Annotated in this window: 10 protein-coding genes and 1 pseudogene; 1 reads left to right on the top strand and 10 read right to left on the bottom strand. The window is 51.3% G+C overall.

What is annotated here, in order from left to right; translation table 11 throughout:
- Positions 1 to 241 precede the first annotated feature (241 nt).
- From ACEN2J_RS17255 to ACEN2J_RS17280, 6 genes are all read right to left on the bottom strand, one after another.
- Positions 242 to 1,177: a response regulator gene (locus ACEN2J_RS17255; RefSeq protein WP_442107453.1), complete on the bottom strand. Its 936-nt coding sequence runs from the start codon at positions 1,175 to 1,177 to the stop codon at positions 242 to 244.
- 206 nt (positions 1,178 to 1,383) lie between these two features.
- Positions 1,384 to 4,236 carry a CHASE domain-containing protein gene (locus ACEN2J_RS17260; RefSeq protein WP_442107455.1) on the bottom strand — a complete coding sequence of 951 codons (2,853 nt, stop codon included), beginning with the start codon at positions 4,234 to 4,236 and terminating at the stop codon, positions 1,384 to 1,386.
- Positions 4,237 to 4,498: 262 nt separating this feature from the next.
- Positions 4,499 to 5,914 (bottom strand): sensor histidine kinase, encoded by a 1,416-nt coding sequence (locus tag ACEN2J_RS17265; RefSeq protein WP_442107457.1) that lies wholly within the window; start codon positions 5,912 to 5,914, stop codon positions 4,499 to 4,501.
- Positions 5,915 to 6,074: 160 nt separating this feature from the next.
- Positions 6,075 to 6,413, bottom strand: a complete 339-nt coding sequence (locus tag ACEN2J_RS17270) for an Hpt domain-containing protein (protein ID WP_442107459.1) — start codon at positions 6,411 to 6,413, stop codon at positions 6,075 to 6,077.
- 175 nt (positions 6,414 to 6,588) lie between these two features.
- Positions 6,589 to 6,969, bottom strand: coding sequence for a response regulator (locus tag ACEN2J_RS17275; RefSeq protein ID WP_442107461.1), 381 nt, complete (start codon positions 6,967 to 6,969; stop codon positions 6,589 to 6,591).
- A gap of 215 nt (positions 6,970 to 7,184) precedes the next feature.
- Positions 7,185 to 8,342: a response regulator gene (locus ACEN2J_RS17280; protein WP_442107463.1), complete on the bottom strand. Its 1,158-nt coding sequence runs from the start codon at positions 8,340 to 8,342 to the stop codon at positions 7,185 to 7,187.
- 89 nt (positions 8,343 to 8,431) lie between these two features.
- Between ACEN2J_RS17280 and ACEN2J_RS17285 the strand changes: the two genes are divergently transcribed.
- Positions 8,432 to 8,728, top strand: coding sequence for an N-6 DNA methylase (locus ACEN2J_RS17285; RefSeq protein WP_442107465.1), 297 nt, complete (start codon positions 8,432 to 8,434; stop codon positions 8,726 to 8,728).
- A gap of 217 nt (positions 8,729 to 8,945) precedes the next feature.
- Here ACEN2J_RS17285 and ACEN2J_RS17290 read toward each other — a convergent pair whose 3' ends face one another.
- The 4 genes and pseudogenes from ACEN2J_RS17290 to ACEN2J_RS17305 form a co-directional block, all read right to left on the bottom strand.
- Positions 8,946 to 9,152 carry a hypothetical protein gene (locus ACEN2J_RS17290; protein WP_442107467.1) on the bottom strand — a complete coding sequence of 69 codons (207 nt, stop codon included), beginning with the start codon at positions 9,150 to 9,152 and terminating at the stop codon, positions 8,946 to 8,948.
- A gap of 984 nt (positions 9,153 to 10,136) precedes the next feature.
- Positions 10,137 to 10,736 (bottom strand): annotated as a pseudogene (tnpC, locus tag ACEN2J_RS17295) (IS66 family transposase); the annotation flags it as partial.
- A complete protein-coding gene (locus ACEN2J_RS17300; protein ID WP_442107473.1) occupies positions 10,630 to 10,857 on the bottom strand; it encodes a hypothetical protein in 228 nt (75 codons plus the stop codon). The pseudogene tnpC and the gene ACEN2J_RS17300, both read right to left, overlap by 107 nt.
- A gap of 370 nt (positions 10,858 to 11,227) precedes the next feature.
- A complete protein-coding gene (locus ACEN2J_RS17305) occupies positions 11,228 to 11,593 on the bottom strand; it encodes a hypothetical protein (protein ID WP_442107469.1) in 366 nt (121 codons plus the stop codon).
- Positions 11,594 to 12,091: the final 498 nt, after the last annotated feature.

The raw sequence follows: 12,091 nt of genomic DNA on the forward strand, positions 1-12,091 counted from the left end.
ATCAAATGCGCCTTTGGGTTGTGTGAAATTAGTGGCGGTCTAAGTAAATCAAATCAAGCTGCAAATCGCAAAAACATGCAGGTATTCGAACAATGCCTCCAAATTCGACACGGCCCCCAGTTCAAACAAAAGGCGGCACAAAACAGCGATAGGTTCAAGCCCGCGTCAGATATGAAGAGCTCAGGAACCTCACGTGCCCTCCCAGAACCATAAATGCTAAACCTATAGCAACCCGCCCCCCTTACTTTCGCGACGCACGGCTTTCCACTCTCGCAATAGCACGGTCAAAGGTTTTTCGGACACGTTGAAATTTGCTCGTACTGGGCCGGATCGGATTGCTCGCCGAAATAACGATTTTTAGGGGGTCTCCGTTGTCATATTGAAGATTTTTGCCATCCAAAATTGACTGAATTTCCATTTCGATTTCGCTTGAGCGTTCAAGGTTTGGCTTGTCCGCGACCATAAGGAAAGTCCCGTTTCCGATATATGCCATCATCGGACAGAATTCTTGCATGACCTGATAAGTGGTCTGGGCCACTTCGGTCAGAGCAATGATAAATTTGTCGGCAGAGGCGCGTGAATGGATCTTTTCGACATGGTCGATCTTAAAGGCCAGCACTTGTGAGCCAACAACCCCCGTCACAGACAGCTGAGACAGATAGTTCCGCAAAGTGCTGTACTCAATCAGGGCCTTTACGCCATAAATCTGAACCTCTTCATCCAATGGAAAGACTGAAGGTAGGGCATTGTCCTGGAGGTTTGCTTGGTCACGTCCGATAGCGCCATCGGCGGCGCGCCGCGTGGCAATCAACACCTCTGCCACCCTTAGCCTAGCCCCCAATTCGACGACATCGAAAGGCTTGTTGACGTAATCCGTCGCCCCGGCCGCAAATGCACGATCGATAATGGACTTCTCGGCCATAGCCGTGACCATAATGATAGGGGTTTTCGCGTAGCCCTCCACGGCGCGGGCCAAGGCACAAAGCTCGATACCGTCCATCTCGGGCATATTAACGTCGAACAGCAAACAATCAAAAGTTACGTCGCTGTTGCGCAACATTTGCAGCGCATGCTCGCCCGACATCGTGGTGGTGACGTCTTTGAAACCACCTCTGGCCGCAACCATGGGCAGCAATTCAAGGATGATTGGATCATCATCAACAGCCAAAATTTTCATTTTAGTCCCATCGCTTAGAGCGTTCACATAACAACTTTAAATTGTGCTTACATTGCAACTCTTCAAGATTATAGAGGATACGGCAATTCCGGGCATAGAAAATTGGGAATGCACCGCCATTCGCCAGAATCCAGCAAGGCGCGCCTAAAACTGCCCCGATCACAGGCCGCGAACCAGCGGTACCGCGGCAGCAGTCCAATTCCGCATTATGACTCCCCCCCAACCACGCGCAACACTTTGACGGTCTCTTGATGCGCAATTGGAACCGTGAACCAAAAGACTGTCAGCTTGTTCGGCTCACTGGTAAAGCCAATACGCCCGCCCATGCTGTTAACAATTTTCTGCGCAATATGCAGCCCCAGTCCTGTGCCTTCGAATTGCCGCTTGGCCGAATTGTCGGCCTGAACAAAAGGCTTGAAAATTTGAGAGCGGAAGGATGCCGGAATGCCGCAGCCTCGGTTGCAGATATAGACGATATGGAAATTGTCGACAGTGCCGGACCGCACCTCGATTTCACTTGAAGGAAAGGAAAACTTGCATGCGTTAGACAGCAGGTTGGCCAAAACCTGATGGGTGCGCGCAGGATCGATCATTGCCATCATAGGATCATCCGGAAGATCAAGCTTGATCGAGACGTTACCTTTCGCCGCCATGGATTCGATCAGTGTGGCAGCGTCAAGGATCACCTTTTTCAGGGGATGTGCGGCCACGTCAAAGCTGATCTGTTCAGAAGACAGTTTTTCGAAATCCAAAATGTCATTCACGATTGCGCCCAGACGGTCTGAGTTCCGCCGAGCAATATCAAGGAGACGTTTTGTCGGACCTTGGGCAAATTCAGGCGACGTCTCAAGCAAAGACAGCGCCCCCTTAATCGAGGTGAGCGGCGTCCGTAACTCATGACTTACAGTTGCCACGAATTCGCTTTTTATCCGTTCGATATGCTTCTTTTCCGTGATGTCAGATAGCTGCGCGATATAGATGTCACCTTGTTCTTCTGGATCGAACGTCCAGGAAATGCTGAGCAAGGCCCATATTTTGCTGCCATCGCTGGCAGTCCATTCATGCTCGCCGTGGTAGGCGCGCGATCTGTCAACGGCCTGCGGCCCGATGAGGCCGATAACCGCCTTCATGACAGTCTTATCAAGCACATCACTGATGCGAACGCCGCCGAGGATCTCATCTGCGCGGTAGCCAAGGAATTGGCAAAGTGCATCATTGACGTTTAAGAAAACGCCATCGTTGGTAAACACCGCCATCCCAACTGGCGCTTCGGAGATCATCAGTTCAAAGCGCTTTTGGCTGACCTCAAGCGCATCGCGGGCCATACGGAGATCGGTGACATCCATCTGCGCCCCAATCATGCGCAAAGCTTTGCCATCTTGTGAGCGTTCGACCACTGCGGCGTCTGAACGCATCCAGCGCCAATTTCCGTCACGGTCCGAAATCCGGTATTCGCAGATGGAACGCTCGGTCTCGCCGTTGATACAACGAAGATCTGCATCTTGCAGGCGGTCAAGATCCTGCGCGTTGATACGGCTTAGGAACTCTGCCTGCGAATCAAAATCAGCGCTTTCATCCTCAACCTGCATCACCCGTTTCCAAGCTTCAGAAACGATTGATCGACCCGTCCGAAGATCAATGTCGAACACGCCAATATCGGAACCATTCAGCGCAATATGCCAGCGCTGCTCGGCCTCGGCGATACGGCGCGCGGTATTGGCCTCTTCGGTCACATCTTGAATGATGAGAGAATGCCGCTGATCGCCTTTCGCCCCCGTCCAACTGCTTCTTCGAACGTTTAAAAGGCGACCATTTGCGCCCACATGGCTCCAGCCACCGAAGCCCGCCCTCTCTGACTGATCCGGTTGGGCCACTGGATACACATAGCTGCTGATGGGCATACGCTTAATTTCAAACAGTTGGCTGTAACCCAGCAGTGCAAGGGCCGCCGCATTTGCCTGAATAATCTCATCATGTTCGTTCAGGATGATTATCGGAACATAGGCGCTTTCGACGATAGACTTGTTTTCCTCGACCCGCGCTTTCAATTCTTTTGTGCGGCGTGCGACAAGCGAATTAACGGTGTTGACCCGCCGGACCAGAATTTCCATCAACAGGCATAGCAGCACGCTTGTGAACAGGCCCGCAATCAGGGCAATCAGAGGTGCATAACTTTTGACTGACCCATCAAACGAGCGGGTGCTTGTGAAATGCATCGACCAGTTGCGCCCATAGATCGGTTCAGTCAGGGTTACTGCGAACTTGGGCTGGTAGGTCGGGTCGTCCGGTTTGTGATCATAGATCAAGACACCATCAGTGCCGTCCGACACATCATAAACAGCAAGATCAAAAAAATCCGTTTGCTGGGCTGCCAAGTTAGCAAGCGTCACGGCACCAATAAAAGGCGCAGCCACCCATCCGTGAAAGATGCGGGGCCGAGGCGTTGAACCACCTGCACTGTCTTTCGGAGTGCTGTAGACCGCGCGCGCAAACAAAAATCCCGGACTAGACGGATGCTGCACCAGACTGAGCGGAGAAGACAAAACTATCGCGCCCGAGTTTCTTGCATCTTCAAGAACTTGATGGCGTGCCTTATCGAACATTAGGTCTAGGCCCAAAGCGGTGTTATTCTTGGAAAGCGGCTCCATTAACTCGATAACCAGATGTTCGCTCGTTTTGACCTCAGGGTGAACGGAATAATCGTCCATACCGTCCTTGCGGCGTTTTTCAACAAAATCAGCGAGTTGGATATCTGGCACGGCACGGATCAAGCCGAGCGCGCTGACACCGGGTAGGTTTTTGTTGATATCGACAAGCTCAACGAAATTGTGCCAATCAGCGGCATCAAGATCCGGAGTACTGGCAACAAAAGCGGCTGCGCTGTCCAAGCTGTGAACATATGCGTTCAGCCTGCTGTTAAAGTTGACCTTTGCATCGTTGACCTGCTTGGCAAACTGGTCCTCCGCCCGTGCGTCTAGGTTCCACGACGTCATCACCGAAGCGACCGCAGTCAAAGCCAGACAAGCGCCGGCAAAGAGAACCCGAGCGATAACCTGCACCTTGCAATACATCCTTCCACACCAGCGTGCATTCGGTTGAATTTACACGAAGGAAAACAACCTTAAGAGTATATTACGCACAGTTTAGACGGCAATGTAAGTCAGTCAACCAAGGTTGTCGTCGCGTTAGGCTAAAACCATCATAACTCAAATAACCTTAGTTGCTTTTTTACATCACGCGATGCGATGCAAAGCTGCTTCTATCGGTTACCGCAGCAAGGTGTTGGGCCAACTGTACCGCTATCACCAATGTGGCATGCTGCTATGCTGCGGCGCTTGCGCTTTTTTCACCACGTTCCAATTCTTGCGTAAGGCAGGGTTGGGCTGCACACAGCGCCAATTCCACAAAGAAGGTCGTTCCCGCCCCTTGATTCTTATAATAGCCGATCTTGCCACCATGGGCCTGCATGATCTTTTCCGAAATGTTCATGCCGATTCCGGTGCCACCAACTTTATTCGTGCCGACCGTATTAACCTTGCTATAGCGGTCAAACACGTCTGCCCTTTCGCTCTCAGTCAATCCGATGCCATTGTCGATCACGAGAACGCGCACCGTGTCCTGATCGCTTTCGATCCGGACCTGTACACCACTTCCTGTTGGGGAAAACTTTGCCGCGTTTGACAATATGTTTGTCATAACCTGTTCAAGCCGCACCCAATCGCCAACCACGAACACATCTTCAGCGCCCGTGTCAAAATGCAAAGTAATACCAAGACGTTCTGCAAAGGGCCGATTGGCGGTGACGGTTGACTCAACCAGTTTTGGTAAGTGAACTGTATCCATAGAAAAAGACATTTTCCCTGCGATAATCTTATGCAGGTCGAGGGTATCATCAATCAGTCGGACCAATTTGTTACAATTGCGCTGCGCGATCCCCACTACTTTTTTCAAGCTATCCGGCATCGGGCCAAGCCGCCCCGCCGACATAAGGTCAATCGAGCCTTTGATCGAGGTCAGGGGCGTTCTCAACTCATGGCTCATGGTTGAAAGGAATTCCGCCTTAGCTTCGACGGCTTCGTTGGCGATACGTGTTTCAATCTCAAGCGCCTCCATCTGTTTTTGATTGACGCGATAAATCGACAGATAGTTGCGCGAACATTCGACCACGAAATGCAAGACGAAAATGCTGACGAACAGATTGGCCCACAGCTCTGATTGAAACGGCGCAGCGGTGGCCACAATATCCCAGATAGGAATAAAGAGAAACGCGCCGCCATAGACAACAAGCCGTAAAACCAGAATGGCCTTGACCTGATGATTATGCATCGCCGCGAATAGGCCCGCCGCCAACAAAAAGAACATCGAAATAAAATGTGGGCCCGGACCCTGCACAAAGGCGATGGCGACAGCGAAGTACACAATGACCCCACAGCTCAGCCCTGCCCCAAGCAGCAGCTTGGCCAAATGCCGCCGCGCAATTTGTTGGCTGTTCCCCGACCAAGCCAGGATCTGGCGAAAGAGCACGGATTCAAAGATTTCAGAGCACACGATAAGGACCGCGCAAACAATTGCGATCGTAAAGCTGTAGTAATTGCCCGCCAGCACAACGCCCGAAGTAAAAGCAATCCGTCGTTGTCCCGCCATTTTCAAGGCGACCGAGGCATAATCTTTCAGATTTTGGGAAAAATCCGCATCATTCACGACCTCGGCATTTTCGTTCTCTGAAACTTTACGCATTAGATACCTCATACTCAGGTCTGAAACTGAGACGGAACACACACTTTACCGAATGACTTAAAGAAAACATTGCTAAGGCTGTGGCGGTATGAAGTGGTAATTCTATGGCAAGAATATGGAATCTCAAAACCAATGCGACAAACCGCCTGTTTGCAAAGCGTTAATCGCCACGCAAGGTATCTTCGATCTCATCAAGGAGATCCTCCAAAAGCCTGCGAACATCGCTCACATCAGGAACGGCGGTCACGAACAGTGCCGGATGTACAGAATTTTCAAGTGTCGCCGCCTTGGTGCCAATCTCGTCAAATCCGACAGTTTTGGCGGTTCCATGCAGCTTATGCGCGATGGCCAGAATCTCGGCACATGTTGCGCGATCTGTTTCTGATTTGCCCAATGCCTCGGACAAACGAAATATCTCATCCGCATGGCTGTCCAAGCTTTGCAAAAAGCGTTGCTGAATGCGCATCATTCCGGCTTGAAATGTGTCTGGTTCCGTCATCCGCGCCACATGCCCCCACTAAGCCCCCGCATCACCTTGGCCCAATCGCGAAGTGACGGTTCAGCGCCAATTCACGCGCAGGTACAGTCCCATGCAATGATACGAGTAATTTTCTTTTAATTTGCCCAAGCCTTCTACAAAGCTATTGTGAAACGCTGCTGGTTAAAACTTCACTTCAAGCCTTAGGATTGTCATTATAGAATTTTTCGATCTGGTCACTTAGGGCGATTGGATCAAACGGTTTAACAATAACGCCGACCGCGCCGCAATCAATCAGTGCCTTAACCTCGGCGGCCTGCACACGCGCTGTCATAAAAACAACCGGCACATCTTGCAAATGTGGCATCAGACGCAGCTTTTCAAGCAATTGCACGCCCGTCATGTTAGGCATCATCATGTCCAGCAAGATTATATCCGGCACAAACGTCTCCAGCGTTTTCAGGGCATCGAATCCATCAACACACTGCGTCAGCTCAAATTTTGCGAACAAATCAAGCGCCATCTCGGCAATCTCGCGAATGTCCTGATCATCCTCGACATGTAGAAGGCGTATCACACCGCGTTCCTTTCGGTATTCAACGAAGAGCGAAAGATGTATCTGTCCGCCCTGACCGCTATTGCATTGTAAACCATAGTTGCCTGACCTGACAGGCGCGCACAACCTGCCCGTGCATAAAGTGTTCGGCAGTGCTTGCCAATTGTCGAGGCCAATAAACCTGTAAAGCTATTCGCCGCCGCGAAACGCCCTGGTGCGTCACGCGGGTCATTAATCTATGCGGTATATTTGCCATCAAAATAGTCGTAGCGTGATCTTTCAAGCTCTGCAGCAGCGGCTTCGGCGCTCGCTTGTGCATCTGACAATGCGTTCAACACGTCTGCGCCTTTTTTCCAAACTAGCCGGATCGACCGCCCTGCACTGACACGCGGATGCAAACGCTCTCCGCCAGTGCGGTACACTTCTGCACGCGAAAAGGCGATATTTAGGGTATCTACCAATGCGCCCATATCGGGAACATAGCCACTTTCCACGATGCAAACGAATGTGCCGTTGCCCGCATAGGTGATCAAGTTTTGCCGCGCGGCCAAGCAGTCTGAAATAATTTCGGCAGAGTCTTCGATCATTCCATGAAAATCATAACTGCTGAGAGTTTGGTGGTAGTCCGCGATCTGGCGAATTGTAAACGCGAAAACCGTAGAGCCGAACAAGGCTGATCGCGAAAGTTGAGTGACGTAGTTTTCCATTGCAACGCAATCGATCACATTATCCACGTCATTAATGGCAAAGGCCTCGTGGAGCGAAGCCTTACTGGTCACGCCACCGGCCCCCTCGCCGATATATGGGGCATTTCCGATCCAGAATGGATTGGCTTTACGGGCCGAGATCAGCGCCTCTGCCATGCCAATACGTGCATTAAGGTCCCGTACTTCAAAAGGCTTGGTCGCATAATCTGTGGCACCGGCTGCAAAAGCATTGTCGATGTAGTGCTTTTCCGACATCGCGGTCAGCATGATGATAGGCGTATCTGTATAAGTTGGCAGCTTACGGATGCGGGACGTCAGCTCTATCCCGTCCATTTCGGGCATCTGGATATCAAGCATGAAATAATCAAAAACGTCCGTGCCTGCCTGCTTAATAAGCTGCAAAGCCTCTGCTCCGGACGAAGTCATTGTAACATCGTGATTTTTAAACGAACCGAAAAACGCCTCAAGAAGCGATAGAATGATTGGATCGTCATCAACGGCAAGAATTTTCATAAAATATACCCCACAAAGATGAATCACCCGACAATGGGTTACTATACCTAAAGTTGAAAATATGGCATGAATTTGTTCTAGAGGTGGTAAGCGTGCCATATTCGAAATAAATACCGCCAGATCATCAACAAGATCAACGATGTGGACTTCAACTCGCTCACCGAATGCCAACATTTCGGCGACCTTTACGAACAATAGTTGAATGACCTGCAAAACGCGGGCAATGCGGGCGAATATTACACCCCCGCGCCGTCACCTCCTTTATGGTGCAACAGCTTAATCCGCACCCCGGCGAAATCGTGACGGACCCGGCCTGCGGTACGGGCGGCTTTCTGACCTGTGCGATGCGCCACATGCGCGATCGCTATATCAAACGCCCCGAGGATGAGGTGCTGATGCAAGCCTCCCTGCGCGATCGGCACCAGTTCTGTTGGAACACGCCGAACAAACTGCCAGGATTTTCCGCGCTGACTCATATGATTTGGAAGGTTCAATTTATCACACTCTGTGTCACAGTTTGTATCACACCCATCGGGTGCGGGGTCCCAAAAGCCCCTTGATACGATCAGGGTTCAATTTCATAACCGAGGCCAACCCGCGCTGCGCTCTGCTTATCGACCAATCATCTGGTGATCCATCGGAATCGGGAATCGGACCGAGTGCTGGTGCCCCAGCAAGACGAGCCATTTTGACTGCATCAAGGACGACCTCGCTCACAAAGTTGGCGTCAAAGGACTGATACAGGAAGCGCATGGCCCGCTGGTATTTTTCCGCTGGTTAGGCCAACGTGAGTTCTGCGTCCAGCGCCTGCAAATCCACCAGGCTAATAGATTTGACCTTCGCACGGATAACATCGATGAACCCATCAACAGGGGGAACACCCGCACCGTTATCCCACGAGAATGGAGCCCCCACCAAAAAGCTTACAGGCAAACCGCGCCGAAGGCGGCGCTTCAAAGTATCAAGATTACCGATATCAACCATTTATGGGCCCCTGCATTTCTTGCAGATTCAACTTTCTGATGCTTCGGCGCAAGGCTTAGTCACCTGATCCAGTGGCATAATACGAATTTTGTCACGGTGAGGTCGCTTAACCTCCATTGTCGCCAGCGGCAACGAGGAGAAATCAATCCCAATTTGTAAAGCAGATTTTGCTCTATACTACGGTCGAAGCACATCATGGCGGGCACTAAATGAGGACTATGATTGTTATCATTTCCATTATTTATCAATACATTAATCTGATAATGCTACAATCCCTGTCTCTCCGCAATCATCAAGATCAATAAACGTTGGATCAGGCCATTGAAGCCAACGAGAAGCCCAATGGGCAAACTTGCGATTGAACCTTGGTCTGGGTCAAGCCGACGCCGACATGTTCATCCGCATACCGTATTGTTTTACGTAGGGCATGCAGCAGCTTGGATTAATCCAAGGCAGGGTCGTCGTCTGCGGGTGTGCTCAGCTTAATCATGCGTACGACTTCTACCAAGATGGAGTTTGTGGTAAACTCGCAGAGTGTGCTCTCGCCATGCCAAACTCCGCGATGTTCGATGACTTTTGGATAGAACAACATTGATGTTCGATGTCATTTTGCTTGAAGTCCAAATTTGAATTTTCATATTTATCATCATGTTAAGCTGATGTGTAAAATTATCTTGACACGAATCACTCACCCCCCCTTTTTTTTGCCCAGTGGGAGGCCCTACCTCCTATAAAATCAATCCTCTCGAAAACGGGTATAGCCACGGTCGAGACGTCCAATGGAGGTCCCGTATGGCTGCACCGAATTCTGAATTTCCCAATACCCTTGACGTAGGCCACCTGACTGTCATCCCGAAATCCGGGATGCAGATCATGGGCCCGACACGTTGGCCGCGCTTAATGAACCGCGAAACCGTAGCCGAGCATCTTCGCCCAACATTTTGGCGACGTAGTCGATGCTGCAGACATGGGTCACCGCAGCCATCAGGCGGCCTGTGAATGGGCAGCGGCCAGCGGCACCCAATTCCACGGCAGAAGTTCATCCAGCCGGTTGATCTTGTGATCGTGGATACGGTCGAGGATGTCGGCGAGAAAGGCCTGCGGGTCAAGGCCGTTGAGCTTGGCCGTTTCGATGATGGTCATTGCGCGGGCCAGGGTTTCCGCACCGGTATCGGCCCCTGCAAATAGCCAATTTTTCCTGCCGATTCCAATGGGGCGCAGGGCGCGCTCGGCTGGATTGTTGTCGATGGCCACACGACCGTCCGTCAGGAACAGGCTGAATGCGTCCCGACGGCTCAGGCCATAGCGGAATGCCTTTGCCAGTTCACTCTTGCCCGGAATGCGAAGGAGTTGCTGTTCGGACCAGGCAAAGAAGGCTGCAACCTTAGGCTGGCTTAGCTTTTGACGCGCCGCATGGCGGATGTCAGCGGGCTGGCCGTTGATGTCGCGCTCGATGTCGTAGAGCTTGCCGATCCGGTCAAGCGCCTCGCGGGCGATCTCGGACTTGGTCGATGCCCAAAAATCGTGGAAGTCGCGCCGCAGGTGCGCCCAACAGGCCGCCTCTCGCATCAGTCGCGGCAATCCTGTCGAACTCGCCCACCCATTCGGCAAAGAGCGTTTCGATTGTTTGGGTTTGCAAGTCGGCCTGTGCTGTTTGAGTGAGCCCGTCAAACAGGCCAGCAAGTGCGGTTTGTGTATTCGTCATGTGTCAATCTTTCTATCAAAAGTTGCCGGCGCGCGAATGCGAACCAGAGGACAAAAAGAGACATGTAAACCACCTAGCGCCGCAGTATCGGCGGGAAAGTCGGTGGGATAAACCAAGCGACCCACCACATTTTCCATTTATTACAATATCTGTTGTCCGACACTGAAACACCAACTTAGATATACTTTTTATCTTTGTAAATCAATGACTTGGTAAATCTTTCGACACTCTGAAAATAGATTTGCCGACACCCCTATACCAACTTCCGACATCTCCATACCAACTGACCTTCGACCGATAGGAAGCTAGAATCGAAAAAGGCCGCCCGATGGCGGCCTTTTGTCTGAGCGCAAAGCGGTTGAACGCAGGGTTACTTCCGCTTCGAGCGTTTCCGAGGCTCTTTTTTCTCAACTTTGTGCCGATCCAGAACAATAGTGGTATCGATCCCGCGCCAATGATCAGAAATGAACGGGTTCATCTCTTCATCGCAGTCCGCGCGAAGAAAATACGCTTCCGCGAAGTGGTCAAGATTGACCTCATTATGGCCTTCAGACAACGCTTCGCCGATTGCCTCGATGACCATTTCCACTGCCACGCCAAACCGGTAAGCCGCCGCGTGCATGAATAGGGGCATGAATGCAGGTTCGTCAAAAAGGCCACCATGCGAAAGTCCTGCGGAGGCAACCAGTTTCCCTGCTGATTCCCTGAGGCTGAGACCATCGCTGTCTACCGTCATGGGGCGAATTTCGATTGGCCGGAGACGTCGAGACAACGTCTTGTCAAAATTGATCAATTCGCGACCTTCGCATGTCGATGTCAGGATCAAACATACTGGCCACGGAGATTCCTGCATCAGGTTCCGAAAACGCTTTACGAATCCCTGCATAGTGTCGTCGTTGGCATACCGGCCAGCGTCCTGCACCTCGTCGAGGTGAACCCCCGCAATGCGACGTTCCTCAAGTTGCGTTTTCAGACATCCGATCAGATACTCTTCAGTCCTTTCTCCACGGGTGGGGTACCGACGACAAAAAATTGGCCGTCGCAGCGAAAGTCTTGTGTGGATGGCTCCTGCATAGCAAGACATATTTGATCAGATTTGTGCATTTGTCAGAAGCAGTCATGTGTCCGGCCTGTTTGCGCGGTTTTGACCGCTGGCCCGGGGATGCGGACAAAAACTTGGACTGTTTTTACGTCATAAGTCCTAGGCTTTTACGGTATTCGATTGGGCTTCGAC

Origin of the sequence: Pseudorhodobacter sp. W20_MBD10_FR17, from assembly GCF_052119765.1 — a bacterium.
In the GTDB taxonomy this organism is placed as follows: domain Bacteria; phylum Pseudomonadota; class Alphaproteobacteria; order Rhodobacterales; family Rhodobacteraceae; genus Pseudorhodobacter.

Coding starts and splice junctions, on each gene's coding strand:
- ACEN2J_RS17270 (WP_442107459.1), bottom strand. CDS start 6,413: ATGACGGAACCAGACACATTTCAAGCCGGAATGATGCGCATTCAGCAA.
- ACEN2J_RS17280 (WP_442107463.1), bottom strand. CDS start 8,342: ATGTTGGCATTCGGTGAGCGAGTTGAAGTCCACATCGTTGATCTTGTT.
- ACEN2J_RS17290 (WP_442107467.1), bottom strand. CDS start 9,152: ATGGTTGATATCGGTAATCTTGATACTTTGAAGCGCCGCCTTCGGCGC.
- ACEN2J_RS17265 (WP_442107457.1), bottom strand. CDS start 5,914: ATGCGTAAAGTTTCAGAGAACGAAAATGCCGAGGTCGTGAATGATGCG.
- ACEN2J_RS17300 (WP_442107473.1), bottom strand. CDS start 10,857: ATGACGAATACACAAACCGCACTTGCTGGCCTGTTTGACGGGCTCACT.
- ACEN2J_RS17255 (WP_442107453.1), bottom strand. CDS start 1,177: ATGAAAATTTTGGCTGTTGATGATGATCCAATCATCCTTGAATTGCTG.
- ACEN2J_RS17305 (WP_442107469.1), bottom strand. CDS start 11,593: ATGACGGTAGACAGCGATGGTCTCAGCCTCAGGGAATCAGCAGGGAAA.
- ACEN2J_RS17285 (WP_442107465.1), top strand. CDS start 8,432: ATGGTGCAACAGCTTAATCCGCACCCCGGCGAAATCGTGACGGACCCG.